Origin of the sequence: Cellvibrio sp. ARAG 10.3, assembly GCF_051846955.1 — a bacterium.
Lineage (GTDB): Bacteria > Pseudomonadota > Gammaproteobacteria > Pseudomonadales > Cellvibrionaceae > Cellvibrio.
In genome coordinates, this window is the sequence record NZ_JBPYCU010000005.1 from 62,806 (window position 1) to 82,641 (window position 19,836).

Consider the following 19,836-nt stretch of genomic DNA (forward strand, 5'->3'; position numbering starts at 1 on the left):
CAGCTATCTTTCGATAACCCGCGCAATAACAATAACGTCGCAATAAAGGCAATTACCGCTTCAGGAGGGATGCCAGCCGCAGGGGAACATGGGAGAATTCACCACCCCCAACGGACGGATAGCACCAAAACGCCCAGGACCTTATTCATGCTTACTATCGATTCACAGGCCGTCCATATCTGGATTCTGGATCTGGCCCGCGTCATCGCTCAACCAGCCCTGCTGGAACGCTACCATCCGTTATTGAGCGAGGAAGAAGCCACGCGCCTGGGGCGCTTTGCCTTTCCCAAATTGCAGCAGCATTACCTGGCCACCCGCGCCCTGGTGCGCACCTGCCTCTCCCGCTATGCCGATGTGGCGCCGCACGCGTGGCGCTTTGCTCAACAGCAAAATGGCAAGCCGTATCTGGTCGACAGCCCGATTCCGCTCTCCTTCAACCTGAGTCATGCGGGCGACCGGGCGGTATTGGCGGTAACGCGAGACAACGCGGTGGGTATTGATATCGAACAGTTATCGCGCAAACGGGATTGGTTGGGTATTGCTGAACATTATTTTCACAGCAGTGAAGTCGATGCACTGAATGCCCTGCCGGAGGCGCAACAGCATGATTATTTTTTTCGGTTGTGGACGTTAAAAGAGGCTTACCTGAAAGCGCGCGGCACCGGTATCTCCACCGGTCTGGACAAGGCAGCCTTTCACCTGGATCGCGGTCAGGTGCGCGCGCAATTTGCGCCCGAACTGGCCGTGGAACCGAGCGAGTGGCATTTTTTCAATTACCAGCTGGGCGATGAATACAGCTTATCCCTCGCCTGCCATTCGCCGGCATCCAGTACACCGCCGCAGCTGCAGTTCTACCAAAGCTGGCCATTGGCGACAGACCAACAGAGTGAGCTGCCGACTGACATCCTGAGCAACCGGCTGAGCGAGCCGGCGGCAGGCGGGCTACCCGCTTGACAGGCCCGCACCCCCTGCCTAGGATGCTCGGCGTTAGCGGGGAAGCCCACCGTTCCATTCGTATAAGAAGATCAGCCTATGTTGCCATTTCATGATGCTGTCAAAGAGGATTTTGCAGCGGTCAATCAACTTATTATCGACCAACTCCATTCCGACGTTGACCTGGTAGAAAATATTGGCCATTACCTGGTGGAAGCCGGTGGCAAGCGCCTGCGCCCTCTGCTGGTGCTGCTAACTGCCCGAGCGCTGGGTTATGACGGCAAACAGCATCTCGACCTCGCGGCTATCATTGAATTTATTCATACCGCCACCTTATTACACGATGATGTCGTGGACATGTCGCAACTGCGACGCGGCCGTCCTACCGCCAATGCCAACTGGGGTAACGCGCCCAGTGTGCTGGTGGGTGACTTCCTCTATTCCCGCGCGTTTCAAATGATGGTTGCTATCGGCAGCATGGATGTGATGGCGATCCTGTCCGATGCGACCAATGTGATCTCCGAGGGCGAAGTCCAGCAGTTGGTCAACGCCAAAAAGCCCGACGTCAGCGAAGCGGATTACCTGACGGTCATTGATAAGAAAACCGCTGTCCTCTTTGCGGCGGCCTGTGAAGTAGCGGCGGTTCAGAGCGGCGCCTCAACGACAGTACGTGCGGCACTTAAAGCCTACGGTCATCATGTGGGTATGGCGTTCCAGCTGGTTGATGATGCGCTGGATTACACTGGCGATGCAGCCACCCTGGGCAAGAATGTGGGTGATGATCTGGCCGAGGGCAAACCGACTCTGCCGCTGATTTATGCCATGGGGGCCGGTTCTGCCGAACAATCCGCCCTTATCGCCGACGCCATTCGCCAGGGTGATGCGTCAAAGCTGGCGGACATTCTTGCTATCGTCCAGCAAACCGGTGCCATGACCTATACCCTCGACTGCGCTAAACATCAGGTAAACCAGGCCCTAGCACAACTTCGCCTGCTGCCGGACAACCACTACACCCACGCCATGGCGCAGGTTGCAGAGTTTGCGCTGGGGCGCAACTATTAGATAACTATTAGCACCCCACCCGCATACCTGCCCCGTTCAACTGGACAAGTGCCGCACACAGGGTAGAATGCGCCCTTCGCGGCGGCTATACCTCTTGTCTGGGCGCCACTGAATAACACAACCGAGTCCATTACATGATCCCTTTTGAACCTAAAAGCTCATACAGCCGTGAAGACCTGATCGAGTGCGGCAACGGTCGCCTGTTTGGCCCGGGCAACGCACAATTGCCTATTCCGAATATGTTGATGCTGGACCGTATCGTGCACATCAGCCAAACCGGTGGTGAATACGGCAAGGGCGAGATTGTTGCCGAACTGGATATCTCCCCTGATTTATGGTTCTTCGATTGCCATTTCCCTGGCGATCCGGTTATGCCCGGCTGCCTCGGCCTTGACGCCATGTGGCAACTGGTCGGTTTCTTCCTCGCCTGGCGCGGCAATCCGGGTCGCGGTCGCGCACTGGGCTGCGGTGAAGTGAAATTCACCGGCCAGATTCTGCCCACCGCTAAAAAACTCAGCTATCACATCAATCTCAAGCGGGTTATCGAGCGCAAGCTGATCATGGGCATTGCCGATGGTCGCGTATCGGTAGATGGAAAAGATATCTACTTCGCTTACGATCTGCGCGTCGGTCTGTTCCAGAACACCGATAACTTCTAGTTAGCGCAATACCCCACGGGCACTTTCCGCGATACAACGGTCAAAGTGCCCGCCTTGCATAAATGACCCGGGATGCATTCGAATGATGGTTGTATGTCATAATTGCGCCCACTCAACCGGGTTGATCGAGAGACAAGCGTTAGTCTTGTACAAAAAGAGAAGGCTCTGTAAATACATAAGAGGTAGCCTATGAGACGCGTTGTAGTTACCGGTATGGGCATTGTGTCCTGTCTGGGTAATGACCAAACTGCCGTGCTGGACGCCCTGCGCGCCGGTCGCTCCGGCATCAAATTTCAGGAGACCTACAAGGAGATGGGTTTTCGCAGCCACGTGGCTGGTTCCGTCGATATCAATCTCGCCGAACTGATTGATCGCAAGATTCTACGTTTTATGGGTGATGCAGCGGCATTCGCCTATATCTCCATGCAGCAGGCCATTACTGACGCCGGCTTGAGTGAAGATCAGGTATCCAACGAGCGCACCGGTATCATCATGGGTTCCGGCGGCGCCTCGTCCATGAACCTGGTTGAAGCGGCGGATATCCTGCGCGAAAAAGGCCTCAAGCGCGTTGGCCCTTATCGGGTCACCCAGACCATGGGCAGCACCACGTCCGCCTGTCTGGCTACCCCCTTCAAGATCAAGGGAGTTAACTATTCCATTTCTTCTGCCTGCGCCACCAGTGCCCATTGTATTGGCAACGCCATGGAGCAAATCCAATTAGGTAAACAGGACCTCATCTTTGCCGGCGGCGGCGAAGAGGAACACTGGACCCTGACCTGCCTGTTCGATGCCATGGGTGCCTTGTCTACCAAATACAACGAAACCCCTGAAAAAGCCTCCCGCGCTTACGATGCCGAGCGGGACGGGTTTGTGATTGCCGGCGGCGGCGGCTGCCTGGTACTGGAAGAACTGGAACATGCCAAAGCGCGCGGCGCGAAGATTTATGCTGAGCTGGTGGGTTACGGTGCAAATTCGGACGGTTACGACATGGTCGCGCCCTCCGGTGAAGGTGCTGTTCGCTGTATGAAGCAGGCGCTGGCCACCACTGAAGGCAAGATCGACTACATCAATTCCCATGGCACCAGCACGCCTGTTGGCGACCTGGCGGAATTGAAAGCCATTAAAGCCGCCTTCGGCGATGCCATCCCGCCCATCAGTTCAACCAAATCACTGACCGGCCACTCTTTGGGTGCGACGGGTGTGCAGGAAGCGATTTATTCGCTGTTGATGATGCAGAACAACTTTATCTGCGCCTCAGCCAATATCGAGCAACTGGATGCGGAAGCTGATGGTATGCCGATCGTGCTGCAACGCCAGGATAACGTACGCCTAGAGCGGGTGATGTCCAATAGCTTCGGCTTCGGCGGCACCAACGCGTGTCTGGTGTTTCAGCGTTACGAATAAAATATTCGTCTGGTTAGCCAATGAAAAAGCCCCGTTAAGCGGGGCTTTTTTGTGTCCGTTCGTTTTGTATTTGTCCTGTAGGTCGCATTAGGCGCGCAAGCGCCGTAATCCGACAGGTATTTGCAATTTAATGAATTTTTGTCGGATTACGCTGCGCTAATCCGACCTACTTCAACCAGCCCGCTTCACGTATCAACGTGAGAGTGCAGCCACTGTTTGACCATGGGCAGCAAACTCGGTCGCCAGGTGCGCGCCTGGATACCAAAATAATCCCGCACCCGTCGTGCACTCAACACGGCGCTGACCGGTTCATTTTCCGGCAGTTGGTCGACGATATCCAGCTCAACACTTTCCGACAAAATCTGTTGTTGCTTGAGCACCTGCAACACCTGATCGGCAAACTCAGCTTCGCTGCAGGCATCGCTGGTGCAGTAATGCATCACACCCCAGTTTTCCGCACCGCAACTGATTTGCTTTGCCATGGCCACCGCCACCCGCGCCGCATCGGACAGCGCCGTTGGTGCGCCGCGCAAACGGCTGCTTACGGTGATGTGTTGTTTATCCACCAACTCGCGCAACAAACGGCTCAGGTGGTTTTCACCATAGCTGCCGACCACCCAGCTCAACCGCAAGGCAATCCATTTGGTCAGTTGTTGCTCAATACTTTGCTCGGCCGTTAAAAACGCGCGCCCGGCATCGCTGTTGGGTTCCGGTACATCTTTTTCACTATGGATACTTTTGTTATCGCCACCAAAGACTTTGTAGCTGGAGAGGTGAATCAGCGGAATATTATTGGGCGCGCAGGCCGCTGCGATCTGTTGGGCAACCAATGTCAGCTGGGCTTGTTGGGAGGCGCTGGGAATGTCTTCCCAACCGGCGCAATTGATCACCACATCCGGGCGCAGCAGGCGCACATATTGCGTGACCGATGCAGGCTTGTGCCAATCCAGCTCACCGGGTTTAGGCACGAACAAATTAAACGCCTCGCGCTCAAGCTCGTGCTCAATAGCACTGCCAATGGCATTGCTGGCATCGGTTAGCAATAGCTTTAACGACATAACACCTCATCCAATGGGGATAGGAAACAACCCGTTTTTATCATCACTCAAGGCCGACAGTAAACATGTGCGCAAAGCCGTCAGGCTTTTTATACAAAACAATAACTTGTCAGCAGAATGTCATCCATATTAGCAGCTTCATTGGCCGTCGATGTACTGGCGATGTGTAACAGATCTGTGCGGTAGTGCAAAAATGAAAAGGCCGATTGGATTTCCAATCGGCCTTGTCGAAACACCCTTTAATAATGAATCAGAGGTGCTCTACTGTTTCTATTTCATATTCCGCATCACCGCCCGGCGCGCGGACCACCACCACATCGCCTTCTTCCTTGCCAACGAGTGCACGGGCAATCGGTGAATTCACCGAAATTTTATTGGCTTTTACATCCGCTTCATCGTCACCGACAATCTGGTAGGTCATCGACTGGTCATTCTCCAGGTTGGTGATGGTGACCGTGGTGCCGAAGATAACCTTACCGGTATGCGGTATGGTCTTTACGTCGATGATCTGCGCGTTACTCAGCTTGGACTCGATTTCCTGGATACGGCCTTCGCAAAAACTTTGCTGTTCGCGCGCCGCAGAGTACTCCGCGTTTTCTTTCAGGTCGCCATGCTCCCGCGCTTCGGCAATGGCCTGCACGATACGGGGACGCTGGACCTTTTTCAGGTCTTCCAATTCAAGGCGCAATTTTTCAGCGCCCTGGATAGTCATCGGAAATTTTGTACTCATGCACCTATCCTCTTGTGCAAATCCTGTAAACGACGGACTTGTATCTGTGAATCGCCCTTCAGTGCCATACACACCGCCTCACCGGCGGCGAGGGTGGTGGTGTAGTACACGCGATGATTTTCGGCATTGCGGCGAATCGATGAAGAATCCCGCGTAGCCTGACGCCCTTCTACGGTGTTGATGATCATATCGATCTCATCGTTCTTGATCATATCAACAATATGCGGACGCCCTTCCTGGACCTTGTTAACAATCTGAACATCCAGCCCTGCCTGTTGCAGAACCGCAGCCGTGCCACGCGTAGCGACAATCTTGAAGCCGAGCTGCGTCAGGTCTTTACCGACTTGCACAATTCCGGTCTTGTCCATATCGCGCACGCTGACAAATACGGTTCCACCAGCCGCAATGCGGTTGTTCGCGCCCAACTGCGACTTGCCATAGGCTTCGCCGAAGGTATCACCGACTCCCATCACCTCGCCAGTGGATTTCATCTCCGGGCCGAGGATCGGGTCAACCGCCGGGAATTTATTGAAAGGGAATACCGCTTCCTTCACGCTGAAGTAATCGGGGATGATTTCTTTGGTAAACCCTTGATCGGCCAAGGAAACGCCCGCCTGGCAGCGCGCGGCAATCTTCGCCAGGGACACGCCGATGCACTTGGATACAAACGGCACAGTCCGGGATGCACGCGGATTGACTTCGATCACATAGATCTTGCCATCCTGATAAGCCAACTGAGTATTCATAAGGCCGATAACGCCCAGTTCAATGGCCATCTTCTTAACGATCTCGCGCATCTCGTCCTGCACCTCGGCAGGCAGGGAGTATGGCGGCAGAGAACAGGCCGAGTCACCGGAGTGTACGCCGCACTGCTCAATGTGCTGCATGATGCCGCCGATCACCACTTGCTTGCTGTCCGATACGGAATCGATATCCACCTCAATCGCTGCATTGAGGAAGTGGTCAAGCAAGACCGGCGCATCTTCAGAAACCTGCACGGCGGTGCGCATGTAGGTGCGCAGCTCGTCTTCTTTGTAAACAATCTCCATCGCACGGCCGCCCAGTACATAGGACGGACGAACCACCAGGGGATAACCGACTTTATCGGCCGCGAGCAGCGCTTCTTCCAGCGAGCGCACAATGGCGTTCGGCGGCTGGCGCAGACCAAGCTTCTCGATCATCTGCTGGAAACGCTCACGGTCTTCGGCCTTGTCGATGGCATCCGGGCTGGTGCCGATGATGGGTACACCTTCCGCTTCCAACGCGCGGGCCAGTTTCAGCGGCGTCTGGCCACCGAACTGGACGATCACACCAGCGGGCTTTTCTTTGTGGACGATTTCCAGCACGTCTTCAAGCGTGACGGGTTCAAAGAACAAGCGGTCGGAGGTGTCATAGTCGGTCGATACAGTTTCCGGGTTACAGTTGACCATGATGGTCTCGTAACCGTCTTCACGCATCGCCAGGGCGGCGTGTACGCAGCAGTAGTCAAACTCGATACCCTGACCGATACGGTTGGGTCCGCCGCCGATCACCAGGATCTTTTTCTTGTCGCTGGGGTTGGCTTCGCACTCTTCTTCATAGGTGGAGTACATATACGCGGTGGATGTCGCAAATTCCGCTGCACAGGTATCCACGCGCTTGTAAACCGGACGAATGTCGAGTTGCTGGCGATAATGACGCACGGCTTTTTCGGTGCTGCCCAGCAGCAAGGCGAGACGTTTGTCGGAGAAACCCTTGCGCTTGAGGCGGAACAAGCTGTCGGCATCCAGATCCTTGAGCGACTTGCCGCGCAGGGATTGCTCGATATCCATCAGTTCCTTGATCTGCACCAGGAACCAGGGGCCGATAGCGGAGGTTTTAAATACTTCATCAACGGACATGCCCATACGGAAAGCATCGCCCACATACCAGATACGCTCGGCACCCGGAGTCGCCAATTCGCGACGCACGCGCGCCGCACCTTCTTCGCTGGCAAAATCCACCTTGGACTCGAAACCGGCTGAGCCGACTTCCAAACCACGCAAGGCTTTTTGCAACGACTCCTGGAATGTGCGGCCGATGGCCATGACCTCGCCCACGGATTTCATCTGGGTCGTCAGGCGCGCGTCCGCATCGCCGAATTTTTCGAAGGTGAAACGCGGCACCTTGGTAACCACGTAATCAATGGAAGGCTCGAACGACGCCGGTGTGGCACCGCCAGTAATTTCGTTTTGCAATTCATCCAGGGTGTAACCGACCGCTAATTTGGCCGCAACCTTGGCGATAGGGAAACCCGTAGCCTTGGAGGCCAGCGCTGACGAACGGGATACACGCGGGTTCATTTCGATAACAACCATGCGGCCATCCACTGGGTTAACTGCGAACTGCACGTTGGAACCGCCGGTCTCTACACCGATCTCACGCAACACCGCGATCGATGCATTACGCATGATCTGGTATTCCTTGTCGGTCAGTGTCTGGGCCGGGGCGACAGTGATGGAGTCACCGGTGTGCACACCCATGGGGTCAAAGTTTTCGATGGAGCAGACGATGATGCAGTTGTCGTTTTTGTCCCGCACCACTTCCATCTCGTACTCTTTCCAGCCGAGCAGGGATTCGTCGATCAACAATTCATTGGTGGGTGACAGATCGAGACCGCGGGTACAGATCTCTTCAAATTCTTCCCAGTTGTAAGCGATACCGCCACCGGAACCGCCCATGGTGAAGGAGGGGCGAATGATGCAGGGGAAACCAAATTCTTTGGGTACTTCCTTGGCTTCTTCCATCGTGTGCACGATTTTCGCGCGGGCACATTCCAGTCCGATACGTTTCATCGCCTGATCGAACAGATGGCGGTCTTCCGCCATGTTGATCGCTTCTTCTTTCGCGCCGATCAATTCAACATTGTATTTTTCCAGCACGCCGTGTTTTGCCAGGGCCAGTGCACAGTTAAGTGCAGTCTGGCCACCCATGGTGGGCAGGATGACATCGGGGCGTTCTTTTTCGATGATCTTGGCAACGGTTTGCCATTCGATAGGTTCGATGTAGGTCGCATCGGCCATGGCCGGGTCGGTCATGATCGTCGCCGGGTTGGAATTCACCAGGATGACGCGGTAACCCTCTTCGCGTAAGGCTTTACAGGCTTGGGCGCCCGAGTAGTCAAACTCGCAGGCCTGACCGATCACAATCGGGCCGGCACCCAGAATCAGCACACTGTTGATGTCTGTACGTTTTGGCATGTCTGCTCCAGTTTAATGTCGGTCCGGGGACCGTAGGTCGGATTAGCCAAAGGCGTAATCCGACGCTGCAATAACAAATTCAGGTGTGGTGTCGGATTACGCCTGCGGCTAATCCGACCTACGAGGCAACGCCGTCAGAACGGCGCAAGCCACGAGGACTCAGCGTTTGCGCGCTTGCATCAATTCGATGAAGTGATCGAACAGGCCATCGGCATCATGGGGACCGGGGCTGGCTTCGGGGTGACCCTGGAAGCTGAAGGCCGGCTTATCGGTGCGATGAATACCTTGCAACGAACCGTCAAACAGCGACTTGTGGGTTGCCTTGAGATTTGCCGGCAAGCTGCCTTCTTCAACCGCGAAGCCGTGGTTCTGGGCGGTGATCATGACGCGACCGCTCTCCAGATCCTGTACCGGGTGGTTGCCGCCGTGGTGGCCGAACTTCATCTTGATGGTCTTGGCGCCGGATGCCAGGGCTAACAGCTGGTGTCCAAGGCAAATCCCGAACACCGGAATGTCAGTCTCCAGGATGGTCCTGATCGCTTCGATGGCGTAAGTACAAGGTTCCGGGTCACCAGGGCCGTTGGCCAGGAAGACGCCGTCCGGATTCATGGCCAGGACATCTTTGGCCGGGGTTTGGGCGGGCACCACGGTCAGGTCGCAACCGCGATCCACCAGCATCCGCAGGATGTTGCGCTTGACGCCGTAATCGTAGGCAACAACCTTGTATTTTTTTGGTTCCGTCGGTTTGGAATGGCCCTGGCCCAACGCCCAGGTACCTTCTTCCCAAGCATAGCTTTCCTTCACACTGACCACCTTCGCCAGGTCCATCCCTTTTAAGCCTGGGAAACCTTTGGCGGCAGCCAGTGCTTTGGCTTCATCCACATCGTCACCGGCCATAATGCAGCCATTTTGCGCGCCCTTATCGCGCAGGATGCGCGTCAGGCGGCGGGTATCGATGTCGGCAATACCAATCACATTTTTGGCGATGAGGTACTCGGAAAGGCTCTGCTCGTTGCGGAAGTTGCTGGCCAGCAGTGGCAGGTCACGAATCACCAGGCCGGTGGCCCAGATGGTGTTGCATTCGGCATCTTCGGTATTGGTACCGGTATTGCCGATGTGGGGATAAGTCAGGGTGACGATTTGTTGTGCGTAAGAGGGATCGGTCAGGATCTCCTGGTAACCGGTGATGGAGGTATTGAATACCACCTCGCCGACCGACAGACCTTCAGCACCAATTGCGGTGCCACGGAATACGCTGCCGTCTTCAAGAACCAGTAGCGCGGGCTTTTTTGGAGCCAAGTGGGATTCCCCGGTAATCAAGTCAACCTCCTCAGGTATGGTTGGCAGCGCACACTTTTCACACACCGGCTTTTTACAGGCCGAGAGAAGCAATCGCACGGCAACAGGTGCGAAATCAGCATGTATAAACAGGGCAAGAGTGAGTGAAAAGCCCGATCGTGGTTGTAAAAAAGCGAGATGAAACGCGCGGCTTCATCTCGCTTTTATTACTTTTTTCCGTGCGACCATGGGCGCGGCTAGGGCCAAATACAATCTGACCGCGAATTCTACGGGAGCGAGTTGGATGTGTCCAATAGATATTGCCCCAATTTGGGTATTTGGCTTGTGAATAAACGTTAGCGGAGGTTGAGGACGTCCTGCATGTCGTAGAGGCCGGGCTTTTGTTGCACGAGCCATTGGGCGGCGCGGACGGCGCCGCGGGCGAAAGACAAGCGGCTGGAAGCTTTGTGGGTAATCTCCACGCGTTCGCCGTCGGCCATAAACATGACCGTGTGGTCGCCTACGACGTCGCCGCCACGTACGGTGGCGAAGCCGATGGTGTCGCGTTCACGCGGGCCGATCTGGCCTTCGCGGCCGTAGACGGCAACCTTATCCAGGTCGCGGCCCAAGGCATCGGCCAGCACTTCGCCCATGCGCAGCGCGGTGCCCGAAGGAGAGTCGACTTTGTGGCGATGGTGAGCTTCGTACACTTCCACATCCACGTCGTTACCCAGCACGCGCGCTGCGATATCCAGCAATTTGAAACACAGGTTCACGCCCGTGCTGAAGTTGGCGGCCAGGCATAAGGCGATGTTGTTTTGATAGGCCAACAGCTCGGCTTTTTCATCGGCGCTGAAACCGGTGGTGCCGATCACCATGCCTTTGCCTTTGGCTGCACATAGTATGGCATTGGCGAGGGTTGCGGCGGGTGTGCTGAAGTCAATCAATACATCAAACTGGTCGATCACCTGGTTGAGGTCACCCACCAACGAAATGCCTTTTTCCCCCACACCGGCCAGCTCTCCGGCATCGGCACCAAGCAATGAGCTTTCCGGGCGAACAAGGGCGGCAGCCAATTGGGCGTTGCTGGCGCAAACCGCTTCGATCAGGGCTTTACCCATACGGCCGGAGGCGCCGGCAATTGCAATGCGAATCGTCATAACAGAATCCAGTAATTAATTTTGGTGGGGGTTTTCATCGGGCGCATCGTCCATATCGACGTCGAATAAATGCCCGAGCTTGCCTTGTTTGGTTTCCAGGTATTTGGCGTTGTGGGGATTGCGACCGGTTTGATGCGGCAGGCGTTCGACCACGTTGATGCCCATGTCTTGCAGCGCTTTTACCTTGCGGGGATTGTTGGTCAATAAGCGCAGTGAGTTGATGTGCAGATGATCGAGCATGGGTTTCAGGATGCTGTAGTCGCGCATGTCTGCGCCAAAACCCAAGCGCTCGTTGGCCTCTACGGTATCCGCACCGCAATCCTGCAACTTGTAGGCTTTGATTTTATTGAGCAAACCGATACCGCGACCTTCCTGACGCAGATAGAACACCGCGCCGCGCCCGGCGATGGCGATCTTGTGCAATGCGGATTGCAATTGTGGGCCGCAGTCACAGCGCAGGCTGAACAGCGCATCACCGGTCAGGCATTCGGAATGCACCCGGGCCAGCACGGGTTCATCCCCGCGAATATCGCCCATGGTCAACACCAGATGTTCTTTATCTGTGGAGTCGTCGGCGAAGCCGTGCATCACAAACATGCCCCAGGGAGTGGGTAGTTTGGATGATTCAATAAAGCGAATGGTCACGCGTGAACCTCAATGAAAACTGCAACGGGTGCAGCGGAAAATACTCAATGGCGGGACTGCAAAAGCAAGACGCCGTTATCGACCTGCATGTCGACCTTACCCAGATAGCTGTTACCCAGGAGGATAACCTGGGGAAACTCGGTGCTGCTCACGGCAGCCCTGATCTGCTGCACTTCCAGGTCACCGATGGACACAGAACTGAGGATCACTTCATAAGCCTGAGCAACACCATTGGCGGTGTTCACCTTGATGGGGCGCCCGGCGCGATAATCAATACCCAGGCGTTCGGCGACCACATAATTCATCGCGATCATGGTCGCGCCCGTGTCCACCATAAACTCCACCGGCATGCCGTTGATTCGCCCCGGGGTCACATAGTGGCCGCCGTGGGTGCTGGCAATACGGACGGCAGATTTTTGCGCTTTGGTGAAGTTCGTGGCGATGCGCTTGGTCAGGGTTAATGCCTGGCGCTTGCCGTCGACTTCAATCACCGCTTTCTTGCCATCACTGGATACCAGCAATACCCCTTCCGGGCTTTTGTTGCCGTCGCGCAGCATGCGCTGTTTACCGTCGATCTCCAGCAAGGCACTGCCGCGTGCCAGCATGCGTACCTGAATATCCATGGCCGTTGCCGCCTGAGCCACCAGCAACAAAATCACGACCAGACCCGCCTGAAAACCCACCCTGCGTTGAGCCAACTTTTGAAGATAACTGTGCATCTGAAAACATCCCTTCCTCAGTTAGAAAAGCCAGGCCAGCGCTTGCAGACTGACCCAGGCGTAAACCGCTGCCAATATGTCGTCGATCATGATACCGAAGCCGCCGTGCACCCGCCGATCAACGGCGCCGATTGGCCAGGGTTTAAGTATGTCGAAGAAACGAAACAGGATAAATCCGGCCAGCATCCACTGCCACCCGGCCGGGGCAAAAAACATGGTCAGCCAGTAACCCACCATCTCGTCCCAGACAATGCCGCCGTGGTCGTGCACACCGAGCGCCCGGGAGCTGCGCCCGCACCACACCACGCCCAGCGCAAAGGTCACCAATAACCAACTGGCATACAGGGGCCAGGACAAATCCTGGAGTACCCAAAACACCGGAATTGCCACCAGGGTGCCAACGGTACCCGGTGCGCGCGGCGCCAGGCCACTGCCGAAACCGAAGGCAAAAAAGTGGTTGGGGTTGGTAAACACCATCTTCAGGGTCGGATTATTCATGGGAAAAATGTTGATAGCCTTGTCGGGTCAATTTAAAGGGCTCGCCTCGTAACTCACAGCTGACACCGCGTCCGGGAAACATCTCGCCAATGACCGTCGCGACGAGTTTGCCTTGGGCAATGAGCATGGCCACTTCCGGCAGCTTTTCCGGCGCAACCGTAAAACATAATTCGTAATCATCGCCACCGGCCAAGGCCCAGTGGCGCGCCTGATCAAGATCATTCATGGCCTGCAAGGCCGGTGACAGCGGCAGATTTTCCACGTCGATCACGGCGGCCAGGTCACTGGCGGCACAGATGTGCCCGAGGTCAGCAACCAGACCGTCGGAGATGTCCAGCGCGGCGCTTGCCAGGCCGCGCAATAATCCGGCCTCGTACAGGCGCGGTTGCGGGCGATAAAAACGGTCGCGCAAATAGGTCTCGTGCTCCGCCGCCAGATGCAATCGATTTTGAATCACGGCGAGTCCGGCAGCGCCGTCACCCAGACAATGGGTGACCATCACATAATCGCCAGGGCTGGCGCCATCACGGCGCATAGCCAGATGCGGTGTCACCGCGCCCATGACCTGCACGGTGATGCTCAAAGGCCCGGCGGTGGTGTCCCCGCCCACCAGGGCGCAATTAAATTCCCGCGCGACGCGAAACAACCCACGGCTGAAACTGCGCAACCAGTTTTCATCGACGTTCGGCAGTGTCAGTGCGAGGGTGAACCACTGCGGGTCTGCCCCCATGGCGGCAAGATCGCTCAGGTTTACCCGCAGGGCTCGCTCGGCAATCTGCTCCGGATCGGCATCGGCCGGAAAATGCACATCGGCAACCAGGGTGTCCACCGATACCGCCAGTTGTTTGTCCGGCAGCGGTTGCAGTAACGCGCAGTCATCACCGATCCCCAGCACCACGCCAGCTTGGGGGTTTTCCGCTTGCTCGCGCAGGAAAAACTGGCGGATCAGCTCAAACTCGTTCATAGCTCGCCGTCAGCGCCGGCCGCCGCGATCCGCATTCACTTCTATCGCGCGGACGACAGCGGCGGTTTTATCCAGCACGCCGTTGATAAATTTATGGCTGTCTTCTGCACCAAATTTCTTTGCCAGAGAAACCGCTTCGTTGATAACGACTTTATAAGGCACATCCATGCGAAATTTGAACTCATAGGTGGCCATACGCAACAGCGCTTGCGTTACCGGATCAAGTTCATTCAGGGCGCGATCAACCAGATGCGGAGAAAAAAGTGCTTCAACATCGCTTAAATGTTGCGGCACGCCGTGAAGGATTTCGTGGAAATATTCCACGTCGACATTTTTCATATCGTTGTCAGTGCGGAACTCTGCCTCAATGACATTGATACTGGCGCCGGCCATTTGCCATTGATAAAGCCCTTGCATGGCATAGTGACGCGCCATGCGACGGGTGGCAGCGGTAGAACCTTTGTGGGCAGAAGCGCCGGGAGAATTACTCATCAATACTTACCTGAAAAACAAAACAGCAAAAAAATAATTTTGAGATAGTCAATCAAGAATCGCGCGGCACAGCAAGCTCAAAGAGGCTGGCGCGCGGTTATGATCCTATTAAATTCTGCCCAACAGCGACACCATCTCCAGGGCTGTCGCGGCAGCTTCGACACCTTTGTTGCCCGCCTTGGTACCAGAGCGTTCAATAGCCTGCTCAATGGAATCCACCGTCAATACACCGAAGGTAATGGGCACGCCGGCATTCAGCGAAACCTGCGCAAGACCTTTGGTGCATTCACCGGCAACATAATCAAAATGCGGCGTGCCACCGCGAATCACAGCGCCGAGGGCGATGATCGCATCGAATTCTTTTTTGGCGGCAATTTTTTGTGCAACCACGGGAAATTCAAAGGCGCCAGGCGCGTAGTAAATGGTGATGTTTTCGTCTTTAATACCATGGCGACGCAAAGTATCCAGCGCACCTTCTTTCAGACTTTCCACCACAAAACTGTTCCAGCGACTGACGATCAATGCATACTTGCCTTTGCTCGCCGCGAAATCACCTTCGATAACTTTTATGCTCATACTTGCCTCTTTTACATTGCCAGCATTGTGCGCTGGCCGTTGGTAATTGTTGATCTTTTTTTGTCGGATTACGCCTGCGGCTAATCCGACCTACGGTTGATTTACTCGCAGTCTTCCGGGCTTACGTATTCCACGACTTCGAGATCAAAACCGGACAGTGCAGAGAAACGCATGGGTAATGACATGACGCGCATTTTGCCTACGCCCAGGTCGCGCAGAATTTGTGAGCCGGTGCCGACCTGTTTATATAAAATTTCATTGGCGCGACGTTGCTGGCGGCCGGAGAGCATCCAGTCGATGCTTTCTTCCACCTCTTCAGTGCTCTCGTCGTGACAAATCAATAACACCACGCCCTTGCCTTCTTTGTTCACGCGTTGCAGGGCTTCGTGGTAGGTCCAGAGTTTGCAGCCCTCGGGGCTGAAACGCTTCATCGATAACACATCGCGCGCAATGTCCATGACGTGCACGCGCACGAGGGTAGGCTCGGCTGCACTGATCTCACCTTTCACCATGGCGAAATGCAAATCGCCGCGCGCCAGGTCGCGGTAGGTGTGCAACTGGAATTCACCGTACAGGGTTTCCACATGGCGGGTGTTGATGCATTCCACGGTGCGTTCTTTCATCGCACGGTAATGAATCAGATCGGCGATGGTGCCGATCTTCAGGTTGTGTTGTTTGGCGAAAGCCTCCAGATCCGGACGGCGCGCCATGGTGCCATCCGCATTCATGATCTCCACCAGCACGGACGCCGGGGAAAAGCCCGCCAGACGCGCGAGGTCGCAACCCGCTTCAGTATGACCGGCGCGACTCATGACGCCACCGGGCTGGGCCATCAACGGGAAGATATGGCCGGGCTGAACCAGATCCTGGGGTTTGGCTTCAGGATTTACCGCAGCGCGAATCGTGCGCGCCCGGTCGGCGGCAGAGATACCGGTGGTCACCCCTTCTGCCGCTTCAATCGACACCGTGAAGTTGGTGGTGTGGCGGGATTTGTTATCCGACACCATCAAGGGCAGGTCGAGTTGCTTGCAACGCTCCGGCGTCAACGTCAGACAGATAAGCCCGCGGGCGTGGGTGGCCATAAAGTTGATGTCTTCCGGGCGCACCTGCTCGGCAGCCATGATCAGGTCGCCTTCATTCTCGCGATCCTCATCGTCCATCAGCACAATCATCTTGCCCTGACGCAGATCATCAATCAGTTCATCAATCGTATTCAGTTGCATAGCACCATCTCTAACAGCGAGTTAATCGCACAGGAGTAAAAGGCTTTACATAAAGCCGTGTTGAGCAAGAAATTCCATAGTGATACCGGAACCGCCGGATTCGGCCGCTTTGTCACCGAGCATCAGGCGCTCCAGGTAGCGCGCCAGCACATCCACCTCAAGGTTCACCAGTGAGCTCGGTTGATATTCACCCATGATGGTGTGAGCCAGGGTGTGCGGCACGATATTCAATTCAAATTCGGCGCCATCTACAGCATTAACGGTCAGGCTGGTACCGTCCACGGTGATCGAACCTTTATGGGCAATGTATTTCGCCAGGCCTTTGGGTGCGCGCAGACGAAAACGTTCTGAGCGCGCATCCGGGTAGCGGCTGACCACTTCACCCACGCCGTCCACGTGACCGCTGACGATGTGACCGCCCAAGCGGGTTTGCGGCGTGAGGGCTTTCTCCAGGTTAACGTTTTGCCCGACGCGCCACTGCGGGATGGTGGTGTTATCCAGGGTTTCGCGCGAGACGTCCGCCCAATAACCGTCGCCGGGCAGGTCGACCACCGTCAGGCATACGCCGTTGGTGGCGATGGAATCACCCAGTTGTACATCGGCAAGGCTCAACCCGCCCGTCTTGATTCGCAGACGCAGGTCGCCATTTTTGGGCTGTACGGCCACAACCTGCCCAACGGCTTCAATGATGCCTGTAAACATACCCACCTCGTGTGTCAATCAAGGGCGCCATCTTAATGCTCCATGTCCGGCACGGCTGTAATGCGCCAGTCGTCACCCACGGCGCGCATGTCGCGCACCTTTATCGGCAGTGCGGCAGACATGGTATGTAAAGGTAGATCAAACAGCGGGCGCGCGTTGCTGCCTAGTAACTTCGGCGCCATATAAATAATCAATTCATCCAGCAGGCCGCGCCGCAGGAAGCTGCCCGCCAAAGTCGCGCCCGCCTCGACCAGTACTTCATTGCACTGGCGCTGAGCCAGTTCGCGCAATACCGCCGGTAAATCAATACGGCCCTGGGCGTCCGGCAAAGCCAGTAACTCCACCTGCGGTGGCCAACCATGCAGGCGCGCGGCATTGTCGTCGGCGCCATTGTGAATCAATAAGATAGGGGACGGATGTCGCAGCAACTCGGCATCCCGCCCGAGACGCAAGCGCGAATCCAGAATTACCCGCAGCGGCTGATGCGCAGCAGCATCTTCTGCATTAGCCAATTGCAGCTCATCGACACGCACTGTCAAGGCAGCGTTGTCGCTGATCACGGTATCAATACCGCTGACGATGGCACAACTGCGGGCGCGCAGGCGTTGCACATCCTCGCGAGACTTGCGCCCGGTTACCCATTTGCTCTGACCGCTCGCCATGGCGGTGCGACCATCCAGGCTCATGGCCAGTTTGCAGCGCACGTAGGGCAGCTTGCGCTCCATGCGCTTAAGGAAACCGGGGTTGAGGGCGCGGGCATCGTCTTCCAGTACCGGGCCATCGATAATCACGCCCGCTGCGCGCAAGCGCTCCAATCCACTGCCAGCCACCTGCGGATTGGGGTCTTCCATCGCGAAAACCACCCGCGCCACACCAGCGGCCAATAGCGCTTCTGAACAGGGGCCAGTCCTGCCGCTGTGATTACAAGGTTCCAGCGTCACATAAGCGGTGGCGCCGCGCGCCTGTTCGCCAGCTTGCTGCAAGGCATGTACTTCCGCGTGGGCTTCACCGGCGCGGTAGTGCCACCCCTCGGCGATCACCTGCCCGTCTTTCACCAGCACACAGCCCACACGCGGGTTGGGCATAGTGGTATACAGCCCCCGCTCGGCGAGACGCAGCGCCTGCGCCATGTACAGATGGTCGGTTTGGGTCAGTGGCATAACACAGATTACTTGTTGTCCGGCTGTTGTTCGAGGCGGTCGATTTCCTGACGGAATTCATTCAGGTCTTTAAAGCGACGATAGACCGAGGCAAAGCGGACATAAGCCACTTCGTCGAGTTTTTGCAGTTGCTCCATGACCTTTTCACCGACAGTCAGGGATTTCACTTCGCGCTCACCGGTGGCTTGCAGGAAGTGCTTGATGCTGTTGATGGCGGACTCAATCGCCTCGGTGCTGACCGGCCGCTTTTCCAGCGCCCGCAGTAAACCGGCGCGCAGCTTGTCTTCATCGAACGGCTGGCGGGTGCCATCCTGCTTGATGATGCGCGGCATCACCAGTTCGGCGATTTCGTAGGTGGTGAATCGTTCGTGGCAGGACAGGCACTCGCGGCGACGGCGCACCTGATCACCCTCGGCCACCAGGCGGGAATCAATGACCTTGGTATCCTCAGCGCTACAAAAGGGACAGTGCATGTATGGCAATCCGGCTGATTGAAAAATGCGGCCATACTAGCACAAAATCGGGCAAAACCAGCCCGCTAGCGGTACCGATCCAGAATGTCTTCCATACCGCCCTCCCGATGGAGCTGGAGTAAACGGGTATTGATCTGCGCCTTGACCCGACCCGGCATGCGCGCGTCAAGCAACAAATACAACGAGGAGGGCGGAATCACGCTGGAAAAATCGAGCAGCTGGAGGTCGGACATGTGCATATCCGCCCGACTCAATTCCCAGCGCACCCGCACATCCTCTGCCAGATAAAAATCGCCCCTACCCTGCTTCAACATCGCCAGCGCGTGACGATGTGAAGGTGCGCTGACCAGGGTGATGTCATGGGTCTTCACCCAGGTGTCGAAGCCGGAAAAATAGTTGTAACCCAGGATGGTGATGACCCTTTTTCCGTGGATATCATCGAGTGATGGCAGCTCTGCCCGCCTCATGGTGGCCATCACATAATGGGTTTGCAGAATAGGTTGCTGCGTGTATTCACCGACCGCCCTCAATCGCTCGTCCAACCAGGATGGCGAGCCGTAGCTGATCCAGTTTTGATGGCGGTTGGCGAGAATATCCATGCGGATACGCTTGTAGGGACGCTCCACAAACGCCAGTTGGATGTCTGTCTCACTCAACGCCTGCTGCAACACATCAATCAGAATGCCCGAGTGAGGTCTACGCTGGGGATCATCACTCACAACCTGATAGGGTTCTACCGTGCCTGCCGCAATTAAAAAGGTCACCGTGTCAGCCGTCGCACCGGCGGACAGCAAACAGACGATCAACAGATATCGACGAATTGCACAATGGACATCGCTTCCCATCATCATGAATCGCCTCGATCAAAATTCCGCATAAATA

The 19,836-nt window shown here is 56.0% G+C and carries 20 protein-coding genes; 4 read left to right on the forward strand and 16 right to left on the reverse strand.

Translation table 11 applies throughout. From position 1 onward, the window contains the following. Positions 1–147 precede the first annotated feature (147 nt). From ACSV5M_RS08135 to fabB, 4 genes are all read left to right on the forward strand, one after another. Positions 148–954, forward strand: a complete 807-nt coding sequence (locus ACSV5M_RS08135; RefSeq protein ID WP_439175349.1) for a 4'-phosphopantetheinyl transferase family protein — start codon at positions 148–150, stop codon at positions 952–954. A gap of 78 nt (positions 955–1,032) precedes the next feature. Continuing rightward, positions 1,033–1,995 carry a polyprenyl synthetase family protein gene (locus ACSV5M_RS08140; protein ID WP_439175351.1) on the forward strand — a complete coding sequence of 321 codons (963 nt, stop codon included), beginning with the start codon at positions 1,033–1,035 and terminating at the stop codon, positions 1,993–1,995. 134 nt (positions 1,996–2,129) lie between these two features. Further along, the gene (gene fabA / locus ACSV5M_RS08145) at positions 2,130–2,654 is read left to right on the forward strand and encodes a 3-hydroxyacyl-[acyl-carrier-protein] dehydratase FabA (RefSeq protein ID WP_087468259.1); all 525 of its coding nucleotides are present in this window, start codon (positions 2,130–2,132) and stop codon (positions 2,652–2,654) included. Positions 2,655–2,843: 189 nt separating this feature from the next. Further along, on the forward strand, positions 2,844–4,058 hold the full coding sequence (gene fabB / locus ACSV5M_RS08150; RefSeq protein ID WP_439175354.1) for a beta-ketoacyl-ACP synthase I: 1,215 nt from the start codon (positions 2,844–2,846) through the stop codon (positions 4,056–4,058). Between the two features lie 185 nt (positions 4,059–4,243). Here the strand turns inward: fabB and ACSV5M_RS08155 are convergent, their stop codons facing one another. The 16 genes from ACSV5M_RS08155 to ACSV5M_RS08230 form a co-directional block, all read right to left on the reverse strand. Further along, a complete protein-coding gene (locus ACSV5M_RS08155; RefSeq protein WP_439175356.1) occupies positions 4,244–5,116 on the reverse strand; it encodes a sugar nucleotide-binding protein in 873 nt (290 codons plus the stop codon). 250 nt (positions 5,117–5,366) lie between these two features. Then, a complete protein-coding gene (gene greA, locus ACSV5M_RS08160) occupies positions 5,367–5,846 on the reverse strand; it encodes a transcription elongation factor GreA (protein ID WP_439175359.1) in 480 nt (159 codons plus the stop codon). Then, the gene (gene carB, locus ACSV5M_RS08165) at positions 5,843–9,064 is read right to left on the reverse strand and encodes a carbamoyl-phosphate synthase large subunit (RefSeq protein WP_439175361.1); all 3,222 of its coding nucleotides are present in this window, start codon (positions 9,062–9,064) and stop codon (positions 5,843–5,845) included. Before carB ends, greA begins: the two co-directional genes overlap by 4 nt. A gap of 159 nt (positions 9,065–9,223) precedes the next feature. Beyond that, a complete protein-coding gene (gene carA, locus ACSV5M_RS08170) occupies positions 9,224–10,363 on the reverse strand; it encodes a glutamine-hydrolyzing carbamoyl-phosphate synthase small subunit (RefSeq protein ID WP_439175364.1) in 1,140 nt (379 codons plus the stop codon). A gap of 335 nt (positions 10,364–10,698) precedes the next feature. Continuing rightward, a complete protein-coding gene (dapB, locus tag ACSV5M_RS08175; RefSeq protein WP_439175366.1) occupies positions 10,699–11,502 on the reverse strand; it encodes a 4-hydroxy-tetrahydrodipicolinate reductase in 804 nt (267 codons plus the stop codon). Positions 11,503–11,517: 15 nt separating this feature from the next. Next, complete coding sequence (ribA, locus tag ACSV5M_RS08180; RefSeq protein ID WP_439175369.1) at positions 11,518–12,147, reverse strand: GTP cyclohydrolase II; 630 nt, start codon at positions 12,145–12,147, stop codon at positions 11,518–11,520. Positions 12,148–12,191: 44 nt separating this feature from the next. Then, complete coding sequence (locus ACSV5M_RS08185) at positions 12,192–12,866, reverse strand: retropepsin-like aspartic protease family protein (protein WP_439175372.1); 675 nt, start codon at positions 12,864–12,866, stop codon at positions 12,192–12,194. Between the two features lie 21 nt (positions 12,867–12,887). After that, positions 12,888–13,364: a phosphatidylglycerophosphatase A family protein gene (locus tag ACSV5M_RS08190; protein ID WP_439175374.1), complete on the reverse strand. Its 477-nt coding sequence runs from the start codon at positions 13,362–13,364 to the stop codon at positions 12,888–12,890. Then, positions 13,357–14,328 carry a thiamine-phosphate kinase gene (thiL, locus tag ACSV5M_RS08195; protein WP_439175376.1) on the reverse strand — a complete coding sequence of 324 codons (972 nt, stop codon included), beginning with the start codon at positions 14,326–14,328 and terminating at the stop codon, positions 13,357–13,359. The genes ACSV5M_RS08190 and thiL overlap by 8 nt, the downstream gene beginning before the upstream one ends. Positions 14,329–14,337: 9 nt before the next feature. Beyond that, positions 14,338–14,820, reverse strand: a complete 483-nt coding sequence (gene nusB, locus ACSV5M_RS08200) for a transcription antitermination factor NusB (RefSeq protein WP_439175379.1) — start codon at positions 14,818–14,820, stop codon at positions 14,338–14,340. 108 nt (positions 14,821–14,928) lie between these two features. After that, positions 14,929–15,396, reverse strand: a complete 468-nt coding sequence (gene ribH / locus ACSV5M_RS08205) for a 6,7-dimethyl-8-ribityllumazine synthase (RefSeq protein ID WP_439175382.1) — start codon at positions 15,394–15,396, stop codon at positions 14,929–14,931. A 101-nt stretch (positions 15,397–15,497) separates the two neighbouring features. Next, positions 15,498–16,619 carry a bifunctional 3,4-dihydroxy-2-butanone-4-phosphate synthase/GTP cyclohydrolase II gene (ribBA, locus tag ACSV5M_RS08210; RefSeq protein WP_439175384.1) on the reverse strand — a complete coding sequence of 374 codons (1,122 nt, stop codon included), beginning with the start codon at positions 16,617–16,619 and terminating at the stop codon, positions 15,498–15,500. Positions 16,620–16,664: 45 nt separating this feature from the next. Next, positions 16,665–17,321, reverse strand: coding sequence for a riboflavin synthase (locus ACSV5M_RS08215; RefSeq protein ID WP_439175387.1), 657 nt, complete (start codon positions 17,319–17,321; stop codon positions 16,665–16,667). Between the two features lie 32 nt (positions 17,322–17,353). Further along, positions 17,354–18,481 (reverse strand): bifunctional diaminohydroxyphosphoribosylaminopyrimidine deaminase/5-amino-6-(5-phosphoribosylamino)uracil reductase RibD, encoded by a 1,128-nt coding sequence (ribD, locus tag ACSV5M_RS08220; protein WP_439175389.1) that lies wholly within the window; start codon positions 18,479–18,481, stop codon positions 17,354–17,356. Between the two features lie 8 nt (positions 18,482–18,489). Next, positions 18,490–18,954 carry a transcriptional regulator NrdR gene (gene nrdR / locus ACSV5M_RS08225; RefSeq protein ID WP_439175391.1) on the reverse strand — a complete coding sequence of 155 codons (465 nt, stop codon included), beginning with the start codon at positions 18,952–18,954 and terminating at the stop codon, positions 18,490–18,492. Positions 18,955–19,019: 65 nt separating this feature from the next. Continuing rightward, complete coding sequence (locus ACSV5M_RS08230; RefSeq protein ID WP_439175394.1) at positions 19,020–19,805, reverse strand: substrate-binding periplasmic protein; 786 nt, start codon at positions 19,803–19,805, stop codon at positions 19,020–19,022. Between the last annotated feature and the right edge of the window lie 31 nt (positions 19,806–19,836).

Bases quoted from the DNA above. Each gene is read 5' to 3' on its own strand.
- carB (WP_439175361.1), bottom strand. From the start codon at position 9,064: ATGCCAAAACGTACAGACATCAACAGTGTGCTGATTCTGGGTGCCGGC.
- fabA (WP_087468259.1), top strand. From the start codon at position 2,130: ATGATCCCTTTTGAACCTAAAAGCTCATACAGCCGTGAAGACCTGATC.
- fabB (WP_439175354.1), top strand. From the start codon at position 2,844: ATGAGACGCGTTGTAGTTACCGGTATGGGCATTGTGTCCTGTCTGGGT.
- nrdR (WP_439175391.1), bottom strand. From the start codon at position 18,954: ATGCACTGTCCCTTTTGTAGCGCTGAGGATACCAAGGTCATTGATTCC.
- ACSV5M_RS08230 (WP_439175394.1), bottom strand. From the start codon at position 19,805: ATGATGATGGGAAGCGATGTCCATTGTGCAATTCGTCGATATCTGTTG.
- ACSV5M_RS08185 (WP_439175372.1), bottom strand. From the start codon at position 12,866: ATGCACAGTTATCTTCAAAAGTTGGCTCAACGCAGGGTGGGTTTTCAG.
- ribD (WP_439175389.1), bottom strand. From the start codon at position 18,481: ATGCCACTGACCCAAACCGACCATCTGTACATGGCGCAGGCGCTGCGT.
- ACSV5M_RS08140 (WP_439175351.1), top strand. From the start codon at position 1,033: ATGTTGCCATTTCATGATGCTGTCAAAGAGGATTTTGCAGCGGTCAAT.
- ribH (WP_439175382.1), bottom strand. From the start codon at position 15,396: ATGAGCATAAAAGTTATCGAAGGTGATTTCGCGGCGAGCAAAGGCAAG.
- ACSV5M_RS08215 (WP_439175387.1), bottom strand. From the start codon at position 17,321: ATGTTTACAGGCATCATTGAAGCCGTTGGGCAGGTTGTGGCCGTACAG.
- dapB (WP_439175366.1), bottom strand. From the start codon at position 11,502: ATGACGATTCGCATTGCAATTGCCGGCGCCTCCGGCCGTATGGGTAAA.
- thiL (WP_439175376.1), bottom strand. From the start codon at position 14,328: ATGAACGAGTTTGAGCTGATCCGCCAGTTTTTCCTGCGCGAGCAAGCG.
- ACSV5M_RS08155 (WP_439175356.1), bottom strand. From the start codon at position 5,116: ATGTCGTTAAAGCTATTGCTAACCGATGCCAGCAATGCCATTGGCAGT.
- ACSV5M_RS08190 (WP_439175374.1), bottom strand. From the start codon at position 13,364: ATGAATAATCCGACCCTGAAGATGGTGTTTACCAACCCCAACCACTTT.
- nusB (WP_439175379.1), bottom strand. From the start codon at position 14,820: ATGAGTAATTCTCCCGGCGCTTCTGCCCACAAAGGTTCTACCGCTGCC.
- greA (WP_439175359.1), bottom strand. From the start codon at position 5,846: ATGAGTACAAAATTTCCGATGACTATCCAGGGCGCTGAAAAATTGCGC.
- ribBA (WP_439175384.1), bottom strand. From the start codon at position 16,619: ATGCAACTGAATACGATTGATGAACTGATTGATGATCTGCGTCAGGGC.
- ACSV5M_RS08135 (WP_439175349.1), top strand. From the start codon at position 148: ATGCTTACTATCGATTCACAGGCCGTCCATATCTGGATTCTGGATCTG.